Source organism: Vibrio sp. 10N.286.52.F8 (genome assembly GCF_041468745.1).
GTDB classification, from domain to species: Bacteria; Pseudomonadota; Gammaproteobacteria; order Enterobacterales; family Vibrionaceae; genus Vibrio; species Vibrio crassostreae_C.
On record NZ_JBFRJF010000034.1, the window covers coordinates 19,011 to 37,935 of the forward strand.

Annotated in this window: 17 protein-coding genes and 1 riboswitch; of the genes, 9 read left to right on the plus strand and 8 right to left on the minus strand. The window is 45.1% G+C overall.

Translation table 11 applies throughout. The annotated features are described in order from the left end of the window. Window positions 1-262: 262 nt before the first annotated feature. From AB4133_RS16585 to AB4133_RS16610, 6 genes are all read right to left on the minus strand, one after another. Window positions 263-778 carry a DUF3299 domain-containing protein gene (locus AB4133_RS16585; RefSeq protein WP_017058892.1) on the minus strand — a complete coding sequence of 172 codons (516 nt, stop codon included), beginning with the start codon at window positions 776-778 and terminating at the stop codon, window positions 263-265. Window positions 779-792: 14 nt separating this feature from the next. Continuing rightward, window positions 793-2,052 carry an ABC transporter permease gene (locus AB4133_RS16590; protein WP_017058893.1) on the minus strand — a complete coding sequence of 420 codons (1,260 nt, stop codon included), beginning with the start codon at window positions 2,050-2,052 and terminating at the stop codon, window positions 793-795. Continuing rightward, entirely contained in the window at window positions 2,049-2,765 is a 717-nt protein-coding gene (locus tag AB4133_RS16595; RefSeq protein WP_372225060.1) for an ABC transporter ATP-binding protein, read from the minus strand. Before AB4133_RS16595 ends, AB4133_RS16590 begins: the two co-directional genes overlap by 4 nt. A 141-nt stretch (window positions 2,766-2,906) precedes the next feature. Beyond that, entirely contained in the window at window positions 2,907-3,629 is a 723-nt protein-coding gene (locus AB4133_RS16600) for a DUF2796 domain-containing protein (protein WP_372225062.1), read from the minus strand. A 40-nt stretch (window positions 3,630-3,669) separates the two neighbouring features. Beyond that, window positions 3,670-3,960: a DUF2607 family protein gene (locus AB4133_RS16605; RefSeq protein WP_017063722.1), complete on the minus strand. Its 291-nt coding sequence runs from the start codon at window positions 3,958-3,960 to the stop codon at window positions 3,670-3,672. 91 nt (window positions 3,961-4,051) lie between these two features. Next, on the minus strand, window positions 4,052-4,603 hold the full coding sequence (locus AB4133_RS16610) for a YtfJ family protein (protein ID WP_017058897.1): 552 nt from the start codon (window positions 4,601-4,603) through the stop codon (window positions 4,052-4,054). A gap of 253 nt (window positions 4,604-4,856) precedes the next feature. Here AB4133_RS16610 and AB4133_RS16615 point away from each other — a divergent pair, with 253 nt between their 5' ends. Further along, on the plus strand, window positions 4,857-5,057 hold the full coding sequence (locus tag AB4133_RS16615; protein ID WP_017058898.1) for a DUF1107 family protein: 201 nt from the start codon (window positions 4,857-4,859) through the stop codon (window positions 5,055-5,057). A gap of 110 nt (window positions 5,058-5,167) precedes the next feature. On the opposite strand, the gene msrA is transcribed toward AB4133_RS16615, so the two are convergent. Next, the gene (gene msrA, locus AB4133_RS16620) at window positions 5,168-5,797 is read right to left on the minus strand and encodes a peptide-methionine (S)-S-oxide reductase MsrA (RefSeq protein WP_017058899.1); all 630 of its coding nucleotides are present in this window, start codon (window positions 5,795-5,797) and stop codon (window positions 5,168-5,170) included. Window positions 5,798-5,992: 195 nt separating this feature from the next. On the opposite strand from msrA, the gene AB4133_RS16625 reads away from it, so the two are divergent. From AB4133_RS16625 to AB4133_RS16635, 3 genes are read left to right on the plus strand one after another with little or no spacing between them, the layout of a single operon-like run. Next, window positions 5,993-7,705 carry an autotransporter assembly complex family protein gene (locus AB4133_RS16625; RefSeq protein ID WP_372056153.1) on the plus strand — a complete coding sequence of 571 codons (1,713 nt, stop codon included), beginning with the start codon at window positions 5,993-5,995 and terminating at the stop codon, window positions 7,703-7,705. Next, a complete protein-coding gene (locus AB4133_RS16630) occupies window positions 7,702-11,460 on the plus strand; it encodes a translocation/assembly module TamB domain-containing protein (RefSeq protein WP_372225065.1) in 3,759 nt (1,252 codons plus the stop codon). Before AB4133_RS16625 ends, AB4133_RS16630 begins: the two co-directional genes overlap by 4 nt. Before the next feature lie 18 nt (window positions 11,461-11,478). Further along, entirely contained in the window at window positions 11,479-11,835 is a 357-nt protein-coding gene (locus AB4133_RS16635; RefSeq protein WP_017069403.1) for a gamma-glutamylcyclotransferase, read from the plus strand. An 87-nt stretch (window positions 11,836-11,922) separates the two neighbouring features. On the opposite strand, the gene fbp is transcribed toward AB4133_RS16635, so the two are convergent. Then, window positions 11,923-12,933 carry a class 1 fructose-bisphosphatase gene (gene fbp / locus AB4133_RS16640; RefSeq protein WP_008220458.1) on the minus strand — a complete coding sequence of 337 codons (1,011 nt, stop codon included), beginning with the start codon at window positions 12,931-12,933 and terminating at the stop codon, window positions 11,923-11,925. A 270-nt stretch (window positions 12,934-13,203) separates the two neighbouring features. Between fbp and mpl the strand changes: the two genes are divergently transcribed. The 5 genes from mpl to thiQ all read left to right on the plus strand — a co-directional run bounded on the left by mpl (window position 13,204) and on the right by thiQ (window position 18,843). Next, window positions 13,204-14,562, plus strand: a complete 1,359-nt coding sequence (mpl, locus tag AB4133_RS16645; RefSeq protein WP_065584318.1) for a UDP-N-acetylmuramate:L-alanyl-gamma-D-glutamyl-meso-diaminopimelate ligase — start codon at window positions 13,204-13,206, stop codon at window positions 14,560-14,562. A gap of 38 nt (window positions 14,563-14,600) precedes the next feature. Further along, on the plus strand, window positions 14,601-15,224 hold the full coding sequence (locus AB4133_RS16650; protein ID WP_017058905.1) for a flavin prenyltransferase UbiX: 624 nt from the start codon (window positions 14,601-14,603) through the stop codon (window positions 15,222-15,224). Between the two features lie 43 nt (window positions 15,225-15,267). Next, window positions 15,268-15,387: riboswitch (TPP riboswitch) on the plus strand. 53 nt (window positions 15,388-15,440) lie between these two features. Continuing rightward, window positions 15,441-16,433 carry a thiamine ABC transporter substrate binding subunit gene (gene thiB, locus AB4133_RS16655; RefSeq protein WP_372225067.1) on the plus strand — a complete coding sequence of 331 codons (993 nt, stop codon included), beginning with the start codon at window positions 15,441-15,443 and terminating at the stop codon, window positions 16,431-16,433. A gap of 92 nt (window positions 16,434-16,525) precedes the next feature. Beyond that, window positions 16,526-18,139: a thiamine/thiamine pyrophosphate ABC transporter permease ThiP gene (gene thiP / locus AB4133_RS16660; RefSeq protein WP_017058907.1), complete on the plus strand. Its 1,614-nt coding sequence runs from the start codon at window positions 16,526-16,528 to the stop codon at window positions 18,137-18,139. Continuing rightward, window positions 18,139-18,843 carry a thiamine ABC transporter ATP-binding protein gene (gene thiQ / locus AB4133_RS16665; protein WP_017071293.1) on the plus strand — a complete coding sequence of 235 codons (705 nt, stop codon included), beginning with the start codon at window positions 18,139-18,141 and terminating at the stop codon, window positions 18,841-18,843. Before thiP ends, thiQ begins: the two co-directional genes overlap by 1 nt. Window positions 18,844-18,925 lie beyond the last annotated feature (82 nt).

Below are 18,925 nucleotides of genomic sequence, written 5' to 3' on the forward strand. Positions count from 1 at the left end.
CAACAAAATTTTACTTTTGCTAGTGATAATAAAATGTTAAATTTGTTGTAATTCTCAAGGAGGAGTTATGAATCAAGCCAATGATAACAAGCTGAAGAAACAGCTTAGTATAGGGTTATTACTCGCGACTTATGTCGCTGTTCTAGCTTACTTATCTAATTACATCGCGTAATTCAGAAGAAAATTATCGTTATTAAACTGTTATTGAATGATCACACTCGTTCAGTGACGGCAGCTCATCCTTGAGCCACCCTTCTAATGACTACATGTCGTCATACTCTTCAATCGCAGTACCTTCAATAAGATAACCGGTTTGCGCTAAGTCATGGCTGATTGACTCAGTTTTCAGCGTTCCGACCAAATAGATCACATCCCATAACTGCTGTATTGGTGCACCTTTCGGGAACTTCACGTAGATGATTTGGTTCGGTGGCGGCGGTGGCACGTGGATACATGCGCCAAAGTACGGTACCAGCAGAAACTCAGTGATCATATTCTCATCACCTTCCAATGGAATCACAAAGCCAGGAATCTTCACTGTGCTGCCATTCAGCTCTGGGCGAACAGCACCAAGTGTCGATTGTTGAGGTTTGTCCATACTATTGTGGTCAACCATCGGCATACCAAATGAATCTAGCTGAGCACGTTCTGATTCTGGAATCAAATCAATCCATTCAAGTGTTAATACCGATTCGTCATTCTGAGTGGTTTCAGCGTGAGCTGTACTGATAAATGGGAACAGAAGTAGCCCAAGTATCAGTAGGAATTTGCGTTGCATCGTAGGTTCCTATTTTAGATTCGAATCGTCATGCCATCAGACAATGACTGGCGGTAAGCCCTGAAAGCGGGAATAAAGCCGATAATGATTCCGGCAACTTGTACCAGCATAAGCAGTTTCCACTCATGCGGTGTGATTGCGGATATCGATATGTTGATACCATAACTTTGTTGCACAATAGGAGCAACCACTGCGATCAGCGCAAACAGCACTGCAACACCTAATGTAATGCCAAGGAAGGTTAGTGCACTGGCTTCACTGATCAGTAAACCAAACACATGACGAGGTCTTGCGCCCATCGCACGTAGGATAGCCATCTCTCGACGCCTTTCTTGCAAGCTAGTGAGTAGGCTACTGAGCATACCCAATAATCCGGCGACAACAACAAACCCTGAAACAATCAGTAATGCTTGTTCTGCTACAGCCATCATTCCCCACAATTCGTGAAGCGCAATGCCCGGCATAATGGCGCTTAAAGGTTCTTGGCGGTAGTTATTGATTTCTCGTTGCAGTGCGAAGGTTTGGATCTTCGATTTAAGGCCAACCATCATCGCGGTAATCTGCTTCGGTTGGAAGTCACGTTGCTTTAGCGCTTCAGCATTCGGTGTGTGCCCGAGGTTGGCACCTGATTCCCAGCCAACATGAATTGCTTCGATTGCCTCTAGCGATACGTGTACGGTTTTGTCTACTGGTGTTCCTGTTGGCGCGAGTATTCCCACAATCTTGAAGGGCAGATTATCGTGACGGCTAAACGCAACATCACTGATACCGTGCGCAAGAATGATTTGATCACCTATTTTGTAATCTAGCTTCTTCGCGACGTCGGCACCAATCACTACGTCAAATAGCTGATTAAACTCTTTGCCTTGCTGAAAAGTAAGTGGTTGCTTACTTCCATAGCGATAATTCTCGAAGTAGCTATGGTTCGTGCCCATTACGCGGAAGCCTTTATGTGAATCACCCAATGAGATTGGGATCGCCCACTTTACAGCGTTGTGCTGGCTAAATTCTTCATAGCTTTTCCAGTCGATGTTGTTGGTCGCATTACCGATTCTAAATACGGAATAAAGCAGCAGGTTTACCTGACCAGAGCGGCCACCGACGATAAGGTCAGTACCTGAAATCGTATTGGCGAAGCTGCTTTTTGCTTCGGTTCTAACGCGTTCTACGCCGAGCAAGAGAATGACAGATACCGCCACCGTGAGAATGGTGAGAATAGCCGTGGCTTTACGGTTGAGTACGCTTTTTAAGGCTAAGTGAGTAATTACTTTCATACGACAACCTTAGCTTGGTTAACGGTTTTTAAATCTATGGTTCGAGTAAATAATTTTTCTAGTGTTGGATCATGGCTAACAAAGATAAGAGTAGAACCGGCCTGGTTGGCTTGTTCTAACAACAGTTCGATAAAAGCTTCTCGGTTGTCATGATCCAAAGCCGAGGTTGGCTCGTCGGCAATAATGATTTTGGGTTGGCCGATCAAAGCACGAGCGGCAGCAACACGTTGTTGTTGACCGATGCTTAACTCGGTAACGGGCTTGTCCATTAAAGCTTGAGGTAGTTTTAATCTGAGTAACAACTCTCGAGCCGTCTCTTGTAAGCTTTTCTGGCTTTCAGCGACTTGCTGTTTACGTATCTGTGAAAACTGGCAAGGAAGCGTCACGTTCTCGATAACTGATAGATAAGGAAGCAGGTTAAATTGTTGGAAAATATAACCAATATGATCGGCTCTGAATTTATCTCTTTGACGAGGTGTAAGCTGAGTGAGGTCTTGATCAAGGATAGAGACTTCTCCTTGCTCAGCTTGGTTGATTCCGGTCAGTAGCCCTAACAAAGTTGATTTTCCACAACCACTTGGCCCTTTGATAAAAAGGTGCTCTTGGGCTTGGATGTACAGAGAGGGGATCTCTAGCGTTGGTGGTAATTCAGGCTTCCAACGAAAGCTGATATTTTCGAGTTTGACCACAAGTGATGAACTGTCAGAAGACATGCTAGCTCCAATAATTAAAGCGGTGTATCTACTGGACAGTAATTTGAAACATAAATTCACAGGAACACACCGATTTGAACAGCCAAGTAAGCGATGACTTACCTGGCTGTTTATTTTACGTTTAATCCGATCTAGGAGTGATTAGAATCGGAAACTAATACGCTCTGCGTTAAGCACTTCTTGTACTTGAGCTGTGTCTGTTAGTAGGTTCACCGTCATTTTTTCAGTGTTGCTGAACTTAGAGAACCACTGAGTGCCAACTGTGTCTAGCTTAGCAACATCTGAACATTCATAGTGGTACTCAACAGTGAACTCACCGTGTCCACCTTCTGAGTGATCGTGGCCTTCATGATCGTGGTGGTCGTGACCTTCGTGGTCATCATGATCGTGCTCAGCGTGGTCATGGTCTTTGTGGTCATCATGATCGTGTTCAGCGTGGCCATGGTCTTTGTGGTCGTCATGATCGTGTTCAGCGTGATCATGGTCTTTGTGGTCGCCATGACCGTGTTCCGCATGGTCATGGCCTTCATGGTCGTCATGACCGCCTTCTAAGGTGTTTGCTACTGACTTGAACTTCAGAGTACAACTCGCATTGTTAAAACTAAACAGCTCTTCTGGCTTGTTTAATTGTGCGATAGCCTGTTCAAACACTTTCTTCTGTTCTGCAGTTTTTGGAGCATGTTCAAACCCAACCACATCTGCGCCTGGAGCTGTTACTTCAACAAGCAATTCTTGCCCATCTTGCGCGATGTTTACTTCAACTTGGCCATGTACGTGTGCATCATGAGAGCGGAATTCTTCGTTAGCTAGAACATTTGTAGAGACAGTCATGCCGATAACAACGGCTAAAAAAGTAGGTTTCATGTTTTTTCCTGAATAAAGGTTAATTAAAAAGTAGTGGTAATTAAGCGATATTTACAGGAGGTGAGCGTGCCAAATAAGCGAAATATAGCCGCTGTAGTGAAGTTACTGACTCTGTGATAGCGACAGTAAATTCCGAATGGAACTCTGGAATCTGTGGTAGTGAGTGCGCTGTGATGAACTGATTAAGCGAAAACAGCTCACAATGGTGTGAGGTGTGGTGCTCTGGTGCGATATCCACAATGTGTGTTGCGGCTAACACGCTTAACATGAGCATAAGCCCAAGCAAGAAGCCTGTTTTGCGTTTCACATTGTTGGGTGTGTTTTGCCACATCAGGATGATTAACCACAGAATTAAAAAAAGGATACTGTTATAATATAACAATATCCTTTGGTTAGGTCTCGAAAAAGACGCGAATATCTTATTAAAGGCTCGCTTTAATCAACTCAATGACTTGAGTGACTTCTGATTCGTTTAATGCACCTTCTTTTACAAACAAGATTTTACCTTGATTGTCTTGAACGATAATCGCTGAGCTTTCTTCTTTTAGAGCCCATGTTGACGCAACGGCGCCGTCTTCATCTAGGACCATAGAAGACCATGGAAATTCTTCTTTGCTGCTTTCGGCAGAGGACTTAACAAAAGACCCAGTACCCCAAATCGCATCATCTTGGTTGATGATAGTGGTGGTTTGGTAGCTGTCTTCTGAGAATTTCGATGCGGTAATGGCTGCCATCAGTGGTGCGTTGAGCTCTTTAGAGCTGCTGCGGCCAGCGATAGCTTGAACGACGCGAACTTTACCTAGAAGATCATTGGTTGCCCAAGCTTGATATCCAGTATTTCCGTCGTTTAGAACAATCTCACCATAGTTACTCACATCGACGGCAGGCAGGGTAGCGCCTACTGATAGGTTGTGAGCATTGGCGAAGAGTGGAGAGGCTGCGGCTAGAAAAGCCAGTAGAGTTTTGTTTTTCATTATATTTTTGTTCCGCTTATTGGTTTGCACAGGAAGTATAATATGAAATTTGAAAAATGCCTCTTTAACTTTTTTATCGTACGACGTAGAAAGAAGTTGCAGGCTTGTTACCAAAAGGTATAATGCATCAATATCAAGATGAACAATAGATTATCTTGCTGTTTGCTAAAGGAATTAGCGATTAAATGTGCTTTGAACAGCGACGCTGTTCAGGTATGTGACTGTAGTACTCAAATGGAATTGAGGTTGTATTATGTTAAGAAAATTTTCTACTTACCGTCCACGTCAGGTGGCGCGTTTCGTTAAAGTCCTGTTCAAAGGCCAATTTGCTATTGAAGGTGTTGGAGAGTTTCGCTTCGACCAAGGCAAGGTGCTACTTCCTGAAGTTTCAGACAAACAAAAGCTCACTATTTTTAAAGAAGTTAACGGCACCATTGCAGCGTTGCCGGTGTAACTGAGCTTTATCGATTTGTCTTGCACCGAATAGATTAACAATGAAAAGGGCTTCCTGATGGAAGCCCTTTTTTAATGCGTGTCGTTCACGATGGTATGTCGAACGGCACTTTATTGTGGAGGGAAGCACACACCTGTTCCACCCAACCCGCAATACCCATTCGGATTTTTAGCTAGGTATTGCTGGTGGTAGGTTTCTGCGAAAAAATATTTTCCAGCAGGCAGAACTTCCGTCGTGATCTCGTTGCCTAAAGATTCAGTCATTGCTCGTTGATATTCACGTTTAGAGTGCTCAGCGATAGATTGTTGTTCTTCACTGAAGGTGTAAATCGCAGAACGGTACTGAGTCCCTAAATCGTTGCCTTGGCGCATCCCTTGAGTTGGGTCATGACGCTCCCAAAAGGTTTCAAGTATTCGAGCTAGAGAGGTTTGTTCACTATCAAATATGACACGAACGACCTCGGTATGGCCGGTTTGCCCAGTACATACTTGTTCATAAGTGGGATTAACTGTGTATCCGCCAGCGTAACCAACGGATGTTGAAATAACGCCATCCAATTGCCAAAACAAACGCTCAGCTCCCCAGAAGCACCCCATACCAAACAGGACTTCTTGTTGAGAGCCCGTGGGTGCATCGAGCAGGTCGGTTTGATTGACGAAATGGCGCTCAGTGATTCGAATTGGGTCAGCATTTCCCGGTAGTGCGGTTGCTGCAGAAACCAGTTGTTGTTTGTTTAGCATGTTATATTCCTTTTCGCATACGTTTACCGCGCTGGCTTTTATTTAACGTGGGTTCATATTAACTGTTGGTCAATATTGAATAAGTCTTTAAATTAGACCGTGTTATTCCAGGATTTATTACAGACTCAATGCCTATTTAGCGGTATTATTTCTTTTCACTTATTAACGTATTGATAACTTCTTCACCAATTAAACATGATAAGAAAAACTTTACCAGTTCTGATTGGCACTCTATTGTCATCGACGCTCGCTTTCGCTGACGTTTCCCTTGAAATCAAAGGGCTAGATGGAGCGCTTGAGGATAATGTTGATGCTTATCTGAGTGCGATCCCTGAAGAAGAGTATTCGGTTTCACTAAGATTCCAATCCCGCTTGGAATCTATGATTAAAGAAGCCCTGAATGCGTTAGGCTACTACCACCCTAAAATCACATTTACTCACTCCGAAGATGATACCGAAATGACCGTTACGGTTGAGCCGGGAGAGCCTGTTGTTATTTATACTTCAGATATCGTTCTAACTGGTGAAGCCAAGGATGACCCAGACTTTTTAGCCTTGATAGCGAAGAGTAGCTTGTCTAAAGGTTCGACTCTGAATCATGGTAATTATGACTCTTTGAAATCGTCGATCCGCAACCTTGGCTTAGCGAAAGGCTACTTCGATGGTGCTTATGATCTTAGTAAGCTAGAAGTCGCTCCTGAATTGAACCGCGCTTATGTTCGTCTTCATTATAACAGTGGTATCCGCTATCACTTTGGTACTACTCAGGTTACTGGTAGCCAGATAGAAGAAGATAAGGTGCAGTCACTTAAACCATTTGAGGATGGCGAACCTTACTCAATCACCAAAGTCGGTGAGTACAACCAAAACCTGTCCAATACGGATTGGTTCTCCTCGGTATTTGTTGAACCAGATTTAAGCCAGTTAGGCGAAGGCCGAGAGATCCCGATGAAGGTTAGCCTTGCTCCGCAAGCTCGTAACCAAATCGAAACGGGTATCGGTGTATCCACCGACCTTGGCGTAAAAGGCACTCTGAAGTGGAAAAAACCTTGGGTTAATGAACAAGGCCATAGCTTCAATAGCAGCCTGTCGATTTCTAAACCTGAACAGACAATTACCGCTACCTATAAAATCCCTCTGGATGACGTGCTGAACGACTACTATCAAGTTAAGTACGGTATGAAAAACTTGGATAATCGTGATACCAAGAGTTTGGAGTCAAACTTAGCGCTAGAAAGATATTGGCGACTGGATAACGGTTGGCAACGCACGGTCTTCATTCGATACTTGGTCGAAAACTATGAGCAAGGTTTGCAGGATGATTTAGCGCAATTTGTGCTGCCGGGTATCTCTTTCTCACGCACTCGAACGCGAGGCGGTTCGATGCCGATGTGGGGCGATAAACAAACCATTATGGTTGAAGCGGGTGATGATACCTTGTTATCTGAAGCTAAGGTTGTTCGTTTTCAAGGTCAAACCGCTTGGATTCGAAGCATTGGCGACAATCACCGAGGCTTAACTCGACTTCAATTTGGCGGCAACTTTGCCGACGAGTTTGATAAGCTATCTCCCTCCCTAAGATTCTTTGCTGGTGGTGACAATAGCATTCGTGGTTATGGTTATGAGTCGATCTCTCCTCGAGATGAAAGTGGCGCACTAACGGGTGCCAAATTCATTGCAACCAGCTCGTTTGAATACCAATACCGCTTGGTTGGAAACTGGTGGGGCGCAGCATTCTACGACATTGGTGATGCCTTCAATGATAAACCTGAATGGAAACATGGTACCGGCGTCGGGGTTCGTTGGGCGTCGCCTGTTGGTCCAGTGAGTTTGGATTTTGCTTGGGGTCTAGATGCAGAAAAAGGTGATGAGTTCCAGTTACACTTTAGTTTAGGGCCAGAATTATGATCAAAGTGATGGGCAAGTGCATCAAGTGGACGTCGATCTCATTGACGTCTATTTTGCTGTTGTTGATAGCCTTGCTAGGTTTTGTTTTGTTCACCAATCCAGGGTTGAACACTGTGTTGTGGGGCGCTGAAAAAGCGTTGCCACAGCTTAAAGTGGAAAGCACTAAAGGGGCTCTGTTCCCGAGCTTTACGCTTAATAATGTTCAGTTTAAAGATGACAGCCTGCATATAGACACCAAAGTTCAAAAGCTGAACTTGGCGATTAATCCTCGCTGTCTGCTCGACCCTAAGTTGTGTGTCGATCGTTTAGCGATTCAAGGATTGGACTTCGCATTTACTGAACTGCCTCCGGCCTCTACAGAAGAAACAGAACCTACTCCGCCCGTAACATCGGTAAAAACACCGTTGCCAATCGTAATCAACCGTATCGCTTTGTCTGATATCAAGTTGAATATCTTAGGGCATGAAATTGAATGGAGCTTGTTCTCTACGGCTTTGAGTATGCAGGGCGAAAAGCTAACTGTATCGCCAACCTTATTCAATGATCTTAAGGTTAAACTCGCTGAGTCGACAGAAGAACCGCAAGCAGAAAAGGTTGAGCCAAAAGCTGCCGTTAAAACGGCTATCGAATTGCCGGAAGTCTGGATTCCTCTGCAGGTTGTGTTGGAGCGTTTTGACCTCAACCGTTTCACCTTAGAACAAGAAACACCAATCGTTGTTAACCACCTTGGGCTAGAAGCTCGCGCGGGCAAACACACGGTTGATGTTTCAACTCTCGAACTCGATATGCCACAAGCAAGCGCCAATCTAACCACGAAGGTTGAGCTCAAGGGCGGTTACCCGCTAGAACTTTCTTTGGATGCGTTGGTGAAAGAAACCGACCTTGTTGGGCAGAAGTTGTCTCTGAAAGCACAAGGCAGCGTGGCTAAGCTAAACCTAGACTCCCAATTTTCTGAGCTGATTGAGGCAAAGTTGTCTGGGGATATTCAACCCTTAGAACCGACTCTGCCATTTGACCTTCTTTTAGAGGGCGGACAAGCACAGTGGCCCCTTACCGGAAAAAGCGATTACCAAGCGACAATTGAGCAATTTAAAGCTGATGGCTCACTAGATGGTTTTAATGTTCTTCTTAAAGGTGAAGCCGATGGTAAGGAAATCCCTGAATTAGCCATCGATCTACAGGGTAAAGGCACGACGGAACAAATTGTTCTCGAGCGTCTAAAGCTCAACACGCTAGGCGGTGAGCTTAACGGTGTCGTTAAAGCGAACTGGAAGAGTCTCGTTAACTGGCAAGCTGACGTGACACTCAAAGATATTCAACCGGGTCTGCAGTGGCCAGAAGCTGAGGGCAACATTAGTGGAAACATCGTCACCTCAGGTGAGTTGACTGAAGCGGGCGGCTGGGCGATTGAACTGCCTAAATTGGATATTGAAGGGATCTTGCGAGAATACCCTCTGGATATCGAAGGTCAGTTGTCAGCGTCGGATCGCAGCGCGAGCGGTGAACCAAAACTGAAAACCAGTGGTTTGAGCTTAGCTCACGGTGTTAACTCGATTAAGGTTCAGGGTGAGCTTGATAAGAAATGGGACATGGGTGTTGAGATTCACTTCCCTGAGCTTGTAAAAAGCGTCCCTGATTTGAAAGGTAAAGTGATTGGTAACATCCAGCTCAGTGGTCCAACGAAAAAGCCTGAAGTCGATCTCGCTCTAAATGTGGATAAGGTAGATTGGAATAACGAAGCAACACTAGAATCCTTGTCGCTTAATGGTTCTGTGGTTCCTCTGCCATTGCCTGAAGCTCAAGCTGATCTTGAATTAAAAGCTAACAACCTAACCTATCAAGATCAGAGCGTAAAAAGCATTGATCTCACGGTGAGTGGTGGTGAGAAGAAACACACAGTGACACTTGATGTGATATCCGACATCGTGTCTACAAGCTTAGCTATTTCCGGAGAGTTGATTCAAAAGCCTTCTCTTATTTGGTATGGATCGTTAGACAGAGTCAAAATCACCACTCAGCAAGGTCCTTGGGTGTTAGAGCAACCTGTCGCGATAAATGCGGATGTTGATAAACAGTTTGCCGATGTTCAAGCTCACTGTTGGAAACAATCGGGTTCGAGCGTGTGTTTGGATGAAGACGTTCGTGCCGGAAAATCGGGTGAGGCCAAGGTAGCCATCAATCAATTCGATTTCGAGCAGATTAAAGCCTTTGTGCCTAAAGAGACGCAATTACAGGGCTTAGTCAATGCGACTGCTCATGCAAAGTGGTCTGAACAAGATGAGCCTGAAGTCACGGTAAGCGTTGATATGCCGAAAGGTCAGGTTGTTCAACAAGTGGGTGAGCCAATCACACTGGGTTGGGAAAGCGTTGCATTGAATGCCCAACTGAAAGACAACAAACTGGATGCCGATTTTAAGTTGGATGTTTCCGACAATGGTGACCTGTCTGGCACGGTGTCGTTACCGGATATTCTTGCCGAAGACAAAATGGTCGATGCGGCAATTAAGCTGACCACGTTCCATCTTGATTTCTTACAACCAATTCTAGGTGAATACAGCTTATTGAAAGCCGACCTTGAGAGTGATCTTCAAGTTAAAGGCTCTCTGATGCACCCTCAAGTCTTTGGTCAATTCTCTGTTGATGGTATTCAAGTCAAAGGCGATGTTACGCCTGTTGATGTGAAAGATGGCCGCATCGACCTCGACTTTGATGGTTATAGTGCAAAACTGGATGCGAATGTCGAAACACCTGATGGTCACCTTGATATTGAGGGAACCGGAGATTGGCAAGATCTTAAAGCATGGCATTCGAACGTTAGAGTTTTCGCTGATGAGTTGATGGTTGATATCCCACCGATGGTTAAGGTGAAGGTCGTACCTGATATGACTATTGATGTCACACCAGATCTGGCGAAAATCACCGGTGATATTGCATTACCATGGGGACGAATTGTTGTTGAAGATTTACCACCGTCAGCGGTTGGCGTCTCTTCTGATCAGGTTATTTTGAATAAAGATCTAGAGCCAGAAAACGAAGATACGATTCCATTCAATGTGATGACCAACATTAATATCTCCATTGGTGATGACTTTAAACTGTCTGCCTTCGGTCTTGAAGGTGATTTGGTCGGTAAGCTCAACGTGGCTCAAAAAGACCAAGGTCCATTTATTACAGGTGAAGTGAACATCGTCGATGGTACTTATCAATCATTCGGGCAAGACCTCTTGATCGAAGAGGGTAAGATCCTAATGAATGGACCACCGGATCAGCCATACGTAGCCATCAACGCGATTCGTAATCCTGATAATACTCAGGATGACGTGACCGCTGGTATTCGAGTGACTGGCCCTGCGACAGAGCCTACCATCGAGATTTATTCTGACCCAGCGATGCCACAAGCGAACGCACTGTCTTATATTTTGCGTGGCCAAGATATCGACGGTGAGTCGAGCGGTTCGATGACAACGACTTTAATCGGTTTGAGTTTAGCGAAGAGTGGTAAGGTTGTTGGTGAAATCGGTGAAGCCTTTGGTGTAAAGGACTTGCAACTGGATACTGCAGGCTCTGGCGATGACTCTCAAGTGACGGTAAGTGGTTACATCCTGCCTGGCTTACAGGTGAAGTATGGTGTGGGTATCTTTAACTCGTTAGGTGAGTTTACCGTTCGTTATAGATTGATGCAGGATCTCTATGTTGAAGCTGTTTCTGGCCTAGACAGTGCTGTGGATCTTCTCTATCAATTTGAGTTCGAGTAGAGCCGTATGGGAGGGCATATGCAGCATCTTGTTTTTGTCTATGGAACCTTGAGGCAAGGTCAGTCCAATCACCATTATTTGCAGGGCTGCGATTTATTAGGGCAGTTTGATACACCTAAGGAATACGCACTTTTTGATTTAGGTGCCTATCCGGCGATGATTTTGGGAAAGAAAAGTGTCGCTGGTGAGGTCTATATCATTAACGACGAAATTTTAGAGTCGCTCGATCGGCTAGAAGATGTTCCTGTTGAGTATCGTCGCGAGCAAATAGAGACTATATTTGGATTAGCATGGGTATATTTGTATCAGCTTGATCTAACAGCTAATAAAGAAATACTTTCGGGTAACTGGTGTCAGCGGAACAATGATTCCTAACTAGTTAATCACCTTACGAGACAACAAAAAGCCAGCACTGAGGTGCTGGCTTTTTAATAGCGTTAGTTTGAGAATGAAATGAGAGGGTTACTCAGGGTTCAGCTCAAGAAACTCTTCTACTTTACGTACCATTTTTGTTGAACCAACGAAGAAAGGCACACGTTGGTGTAGCTCAGTTGGTTTGATATCCATGATACGCTGTGCACCGTCTGATGCAATACCGCCAGCTTGCTCCATAAGGAAAGCAATAGGGTTGCATTCATAAAGCAAACGCAATTTACCTTGAGGGTGGCTCTCTGTACTTGGGTATAAGTAGATGCCGCCTTTTAGCAAGTTACGGTGGAAATCAGACACAAGAGAACCAATGTAACGTGACGTGTAAGGGCGGTTATCGCTTGGCTCGCTTTCCTGACAGTATTTGATGTACTTCTTAACACCGGTTGGGAAGCGGATGTAGTTACCTTCGTTGATCGAGTAGATCTTGCCTTCGTCTGGAATCATCATGTTTTCATGAGATAGACAGAAAGTACCCAGAGATGGATCGTAGGTGAAACCATTTACGCCAGCACCAGTTGTGTATACAAGCATGGTTGAAGAACCGTAAATCACGTAACCCGCGGCTACTTGCTTGTGTCCGGGCTGTAAGAAATCTTCTTGTGTTGGTGGTGTACCGATCGGTGATACTCGACGGTAGATAGAGAAAATTGTACCAACCGATACATTTACATCGATGTTTGATGAGCCATCTAGTGGATCCATCAGTACAACGTATTTTGCGTTTTTGTTGAGCTCTTTATTGAAGGCGACAGCTTCGTCTTCTTCTTCACTTGCAACACCACAAACTTGGTCACGGGCTTCTAGAGCCGCTTTAAATTTGTCGTTCGCGTAAAGGTCTAGCTTTTGCTGCTCTTCACCTTGCACGTTGTCTGTACCAACAGCGCCAGTGATGTCGACTAGGCCAGCCTTGTTGATCTCACGGTTAACAATTTTTGCAGCAAGTCGAATAGACGACAAAAGGGATGATAGATCACCGCTTGCATGGGGGAAGTCACTCTGTTTCTCAACAATGAACTCACCAAGGGTGCGCATCTCAGACATGTTATTTCCTTAAACTTCTCTCAATATTAGGGGGGATTTGAGCACTGTAGATTCGGCCTCTTGAGTGGGCTTTATTCATCTAGACGCTTACCTAAATTCTAAAGGTTAGATCTTTTTAATGGTAATGAACTAAGCGACACAGATCTCACTTACTATGTCGACTCAATTTGTTTTGCATTGCCGCTCGCTTTTAATCGCCATTTAATGATAATGAGTGCAAGCCGTTTTAATTAGGCACTGTTTATTTAGCCAAGCGTTTGGAAGCAATTTATGCATATTCATATCTTAGGAATTTGTGGCACCTTCATGGGTGGTGCTGCGGTATTGGCTCGTCAATTAGGTCACAAGGTTACGGGTAGTGACGCGAATGTTTACCCACCAATGAGCACCTTGTTGGAATCACAAGGGATTGAAATTATTGAAGGGTTCGACCCTAGCCAATTAGAACCAAGGCCAGATCTCGTGGTTATCGGTAACGCAATGAGCCGCGGTAATCCGTGTGTTGAGTATGTGTTGGATAACAACCTTAGATACACCTCTGGTCCTCAGTGGTTGCAAGAGTTCTTACTGCATGACCGTTGGGTGTTAGCGGTATCGGGAACGCACGGTAAGACCACGACATCAAGCATGTTGGCTTGGATCTTGGAAGACTGTGGCTATGCACCGGGCTTCTTAGTTGGCGGAGTGTTGGGTAACTTTGGTATCTCTGCTCGCCTTGGTGAAAGCATGTTCTTCGTGGTAGAAGCCGACGAATACGACAGTGCTTTTTTCGATAAACGATCTAAGTTCGTTCATTACCACCCAAGAACCTTAGTGATGAATAACCTAGAGTTTGATCATGCGGACATCTTTGACGATCTTGAAGCGATTAAGCGACAATTTCATCATTTGGTGCGTACTGTGCCAAGCAATGGTCGCATTTTCTCACCTAAGCAAGACAGCGCTATTGAAGATGTTCTAGCTCGCGGTTGCTGGAGTGAAACTGAATCGAGTGGCGAGCAAGGCGACTGGGATGCCAAGAAACTGGTCAAAGATGGCTCTCAATTTGAGGTTTACTTCCAAAATGAATGTGTTGGAACCGTAAATTGGGATTTAGTGGGCGACCACAACGTAAATAATGCTTTGATGGCGATTGCAGCTGCACGTCATGTGGGCGTGACACCTGACCTTGCTTGTGAATCACTAGCTACCTTTATTAATACTAAGCGCCGTTTGGAGTTTAAAGGCGAGGTGGCAGGTGTGTCTGTTTATGACGATTTTGCTCATCATCCAACGGCGATTGAACTTACGCTCGGGGGATTACGTAATAAGGTCGACACTAAGAAAATCATTGCCGTTTTAGAGCCTCGTTCTGCCACCATGAAACGTGGTGTGCACAAAGAAATACTGGCTGATTCGTTGAAGCAGGCGGATTCTACCTACTTATTCCAACCGGATAACATTGATTGGTCAGTTCAAGATGTTGCAGACGCTTGTCACCAACCGGCACACGTGAGTGATGACATGGATGCATTCGTTGCTAAAATTGTCTCAGAGGCACAAGCTGGCGACCAAATTTTGGTAATGAGTAATGGTGGCTTTGGTGGCATTCATCAAAAACTGTTGGATGGATTGGCACTCAAAGGCTAACGGCATCCACGACCTTATAATTTGAAGTAATTGAGAACATGACAAAACACGATAAAGCGATAACCCTTGCTTTCACTGGCGCATCTGGTGCGCCTTATGGCCTGCGTTTACTTGAATGCCTTTTGGCAGCCGACTATCAGGTCTACTTGCTGATTTCATCGGCAGCGCGAGTGGTATTGGCGACCGAGCATGAACTTAAGTTACCTGCTGGGCCAGATGCGGCGAAACAAGCTTTGGTTAAACATCTTGGCTGCGACCCTGAAAAGCTGGTGGTGTGTGGCAAAGATGATTGGTTCTCGCCGGTTGCCTCTGGTTCAGCTGCACCGAAGCAGATGGTCGTTTGCCCATGTTCCGCGGGAAGCTTGGCTTCGATTGCACATGGATTGTCGGATAACCTGATTGAGCGAGCAGCAGACGTAGTCATGAAAGAGCGAGGACAGCTGTTGTTGGTGGTTCGTGAGACGCCATTTTCGACGCTTCATCTAGAGAACATGCATAAGCTTTCGACCATGGGCGTGACGATCATGCCTGCAGCCCCGGGTTTTTATCATCAACCTAAGTCAATTGAAGAACTGGTCGACTTTATGGTGGCGCGTATTCTAGATCACCTTGGTATCGAACAAGGTTTAGTGCCACGTTGGGGTTACGATCAACGTAATTGATCCAAACTTGATAGCTTATTGTTAAAAATCAAATTACAATTCTGAACACTCATCGGGGAGCGAACCATTCAAATAATGAATGCGAGCTGAGATCAAGCAGGTGCTTGGGACCCGTAAACCTGAACCAGATAATGCTGGCGTAGGAATTGAGTTAGGAACAACCTCTACCGTTCTCCTCCCTCAAACCTGTGCCGCTCAGACCATGGAGAGCGTCCAGTGAAATTCACATTAACTACCCTTGCTGTTACTACAGCTATTTCTTTTTCTGCCTTTGCTGCAGACAACACTTTGACTGTATACACCTATGACTCTTTTGCTGCGGATTGGGGCCCTCGTCCTGCCGTTGAAAAAGCATTCGAAGAGAAGTGTGGTTGTGATGTGAACTTTGTCGCGCTTGAAGATGGCGTGTCTATTCTTAACCGCTTGCGTCTCGAAGGCGGCAACAGCAAAGCTGACATCGTATTAGGCCTAGACAACAACCTAATGGCTGAAGCGAAAGCGACGGGCTTATTGGCTGAGCATAATGTTGATACGTCATCGGTAACGCTTCCTAATGGTTGGAACGACAGCACTTTTGTACCCTATGACTTTGGCTACTTTGCTTTTGTTTACAATAAAGAGAAACTGGAAAACCCGCCGAAGAGCTTGAAAGAACTGGTTGAGCAGCGTGATGATCTTAAGGTCATCTACCAAGATCCACGTACATCAACACCAGGCCAAGGCATGATGCTTTGGATGAAATCAGTATACGGTGATGAAGCGACAGCAGCATGGAAGAAGCTTGCTCAGAAAACAGTGACTGTAACCAAAGGCTGGTCTGAAGCTTACTCTATGTTCCTAGAAGGCGAGTCGGATTTAGTGTTGTCTTACACAACGTCTCCTGCTTACCACATTATTGCTGAAAGCGATTCTAAGTATGCAGCAGCAAGCTTCGAAGAAGGGCATTACACTCAAGTGGAAGTGGCCGCTAAAGTTAAAGGCAGTAAGAACGAGAAACTTGCTGATGAGTTTATGGCGTTTATCCTAAGTGATGAATTCCAATCGGCGATGCCAACAGGTAACTGGATGTACCCAGTGACCGATATTGAGCTTCCAAAAGGGTTCGAGCAACTTACGGTTCCTCAGAAAGCGCTAAGCTTTACACCCGAAGAAATTGCAGCTAAGCGTAAGCCATGGATTCGTGAATGGCAGAGTGCACTTACTTTTTAATTTTCTTTTAAAAAATTAGCTTTCTAACTTTCTGTATTTAAAGGTTTGTTCGATGTTAACTGAGCGAACCATTTACGGTAAAAAATCAATCTATGATAAAGAAAACACCTAAGGTAGGTATCTGGGTTGCGATACTCATTACCGCCTTCGTGGTTTCAGCAGTTGGGGCATTGCTTAGCAATGCCCCTTCTCTTGATATCAGCCAAGTATGGTCCGATCCCTACTATTGGCATGTAACGAAATTCAGTTTTTATCAGGCGACACTCTCAACGGTGCTGAGTGTTGGCTTTGCTATACCTATTGCTCATGCGCTGTGTCGTAGACAATTTTTTGGACGCGCTTTGTTGTTAAGGCTGTTCGCGTCGACCTTAGTCCTGCCAGTGTTAGTGGGTGTATTTGGCTTACTTGCGATCTATGGCAATAGTGGTTGGTTAGCTAAGTTTTTGGCGAACTTCGATATTGAATTGCCATTTTCCATATACGGATTGAATGGTATTTTGCTGGCGCACGTTTTCTTCAACTTGCCTTATGCCAGTCGCTTACTTCTGCAAGCGTTAGATACCGTGCCTGCCGAGCAACACAAGCTTTGTGCTCACTTGGGTATGAGTCATTGGAACAAATTCAGATGGGTTGAATGGCCTCGCTTAAGACAGCAATTGCCACATGTGTGTGGCTTAGTCTTCATGTTGTGTTTTACCAGCTTTGCTACCGTGATGGCGTTAGGCGGTGGACCCAAATCAACTACTATCGAGCTCGCTATTTATCAGGCGATTAAATTTGACTTTGACCTTCAAGCTGGTGCCTTGCTCGCGATTTGGCAAATGCTGCTGTGTGGTGTGCTAGCAGTGAGCATTCAACGGCTATCGAAACCTATTTCAGTGACGGCCAGTCAGTTGTCTGAAGAGAAATATTTGGTTAAGGACAGCTGGTGGTCAAAAGCTTGGGATAGCTTTTGGATCATCATAGTCTCAATGCTGGTATTGCCGCCATTAGCTATGGTTATCGTCAGTGGAATTAACTCGCAGGCATTAACCGTACTCAGCAGCGAGCCGTTTTGGGCGGCGTTAATGACCTCGGTTAAAGTCGCGTCATTAGCAAGTGTTATCGCAGTTGGTATTGGTATCGCCATACTACTGACTAGCCGAGCATGGCGTTTACAGAACAAGAATTTTCGAGCCGATAAAATCGAGCTGATTGGCACTATTATCTTGGTGACTCCGGGGCTGGTGATCAGTACGGGTATCTTCTTATTACTGCGTTCATTCACCGATGTATTCAGTTTAGCTTTCTTTATCGTGATTGCCGTCAACAGCTTAATGGCGCTGCCTTACGTAATTAAAACCCTAGCTCAACCTATGCTGCATTTGTCTCAGCAGTACCAGTATGTGTGTGCAAGCTTGGGTATGACAGGTTTCACGCGTTTTAGGTTAGTGGAGTGGCGAGCATTGCGTAAGCCGATGGCGCAAGCCTTCTCGATTAGCTTTATGTTGGCGATGGGTGACTTAAGCGCGATTGCTTTGTTTGGTAGCCAAGATTTTAGAACTCTGCCTTTGTATCTATTCCAATTGTTAGGCAGCTATCAAATGGAAGCGGCGGCGGTAGTTTCTGTGAGCTTACTGTTACTGAGTGTCGGCAGTTTTAGCTTAATAGAATTCTTATTTACTCGAAGATCTAAGCTCGATGCTAAAGAATTAAGGAACCGATGATGTTAGTGATGAAAGATGTGGATTACCACTATCACAGAGAGTTGTTTAGCTTTGATTTTCAAGCTGAGCAGGGCGATATTGTTGCGCTTATGGGGCCGAGTGGTGCGGGTAAGTCTACACTGTTGGCGCTAGTTGCTGGTTTCATCGAGCCTACATCGGGTGAGATATCAGTGGCTGGGCAGTCGCTTATTGGTAAAGAAGCACATCAGCGTCCGTTGGCGATGTTGTTTCAAGAGCACAACCTGTTTGCTCACCTTACGGTGCGAGAAAATATTGGTTTAGGTCTGCATCCAGGTTTAAAGCTTACTGCAACCCAAAAGCAAGCTGTGGAGCAAGCCGCAGCGCAAGTTGGCGTCGCTGAGTATTTGGATAGGTTGCCTGAGCACTTATCCGGCGGTCAACGCCAGCGTGTTGCGTTAGCGCGTTGTTTTGTCCAACCTCATGATATTTGGCTGCTTGATGAACCTTTCTCTGCGCTTGATCCTTTGCTGCGTGAAGAGATGCTTAGCTTAGTGAAGCGATTAGCGGCAGAGCGAAATATTACGGTCTTGATGGTGACTCACCATTTAGGTGACGCACGCAGTATCGCGAATAAGTTTGTGTTTGTGGCGCTAGGTAAGGTGTTGGTTGAAGACTCGATAGAGGCACTGACGGCGGATCATCCACAGACAGAATTAAGCTCATTTGTTAAAGCGGGTGAGTGACGACTCATCACTCCTGTGAGTATTTATTGATATTGAGTGCTTCTTGATATCGAGTACGTCAAAAACAAAAAGACCTAGCATG

What these genes read in the sequence shown, in the direction of transcription:
- AB4133_RS16595 (WP_372225060.1), bottom strand. Translation starts at nt 2,765, where the DNA reads ATGTCTTCTGACAGTTCATCACTTGTGGTCAAACTCGAAAATATCAGC.
- AB4133_RS16630 (WP_372225065.1), top strand. Translation starts at nt 7,702, where the DNA reads ATGATCAAAGTGATGGGCAAGTGCATCAAGTGGACGTCGATCTCATTG.
- AB4133_RS16615 (WP_017058898.1), top strand. Translation starts at nt 4,857, where the DNA reads ATGTTAAGAAAATTTTCTACTTACCGTCCACGTCAGGTGGCGCGTTTC.
- AB4133_RS16590 (WP_017058893.1), bottom strand. Translation starts at nt 2,052, where the DNA reads ATGAAAGTAATTACTCACTTAGCCTTAAAAAGCGTACTCAACCGTAAA.
- thiQ (WP_017071293.1), top strand. Translation starts at nt 18,139, where the DNA reads ATGTTAGTGATGAAAGATGTGGATTACCACTATCACAGAGAGTTGTTT.
- AB4133_RS16625 (WP_372056153.1), top strand. Translation starts at nt 5,993, where the DNA reads ATGATAAGAAAAACTTTACCAGTTCTGATTGGCACTCTATTGTCATCG.
- msrA (WP_017058899.1), bottom strand. Translation starts at nt 5,797, where the DNA reads ATGCTAAACAAACAACAACTGGTTTCTGCAGCAACCGCACTACCGGGA.
- fbp (WP_008220458.1), bottom strand. Translation starts at nt 12,933, where the DNA reads ATGTCTGAGATGCGCACCCTTGGTGAGTTCATTGTTGAGAAACAGAGT.
- AB4133_RS16610 (WP_017058897.1), bottom strand. Translation starts at nt 4,603, where the DNA reads ATGAAAAACAAAACTCTACTGGCTTTTCTAGCCGCAGCCTCTCCACTC.
- thiP (WP_017058907.1), top strand. Translation starts at nt 16,526, where the DNA reads ATGATAAAGAAAACACCTAAGGTAGGTATCTGGGTTGCGATACTCATT.
- AB4133_RS16600 (WP_372225062.1), bottom strand. Translation starts at nt 3,629, where the DNA reads ATGAAACCTACTTTTTTAGCCGTTGTTATCGGCATGACTGTCTCTACA.
- AB4133_RS16585 (WP_017058892.1), bottom strand. Translation starts at nt 778, where the DNA reads ATGCAACGCAAATTCCTACTGATACTTGGGCTACTTCTGTTCCCATTT.
- AB4133_RS16650 (WP_017058905.1), top strand. Translation starts at nt 14,601, where the DNA reads ATGACAAAACACGATAAAGCGATAACCCTTGCTTTCACTGGCGCATCT.
- AB4133_RS16605 (WP_017063722.1), bottom strand. Translation starts at nt 3,960, where the DNA reads ATGTGGCAAAACACACCCAACAATGTGAAACGCAAAACAGGCTTCTTG.
- mpl (WP_065584318.1), top strand. Translation starts at nt 13,204, where the DNA reads ATGCATATTCATATCTTAGGAATTTGTGGCACCTTCATGGGTGGTGCT.
- AB4133_RS16635 (WP_017069403.1), top strand. Translation starts at nt 11,479, where the DNA reads ATGCAGCATCTTGTTTTTGTCTATGGAACCTTGAGGCAAGGTCAGTCC.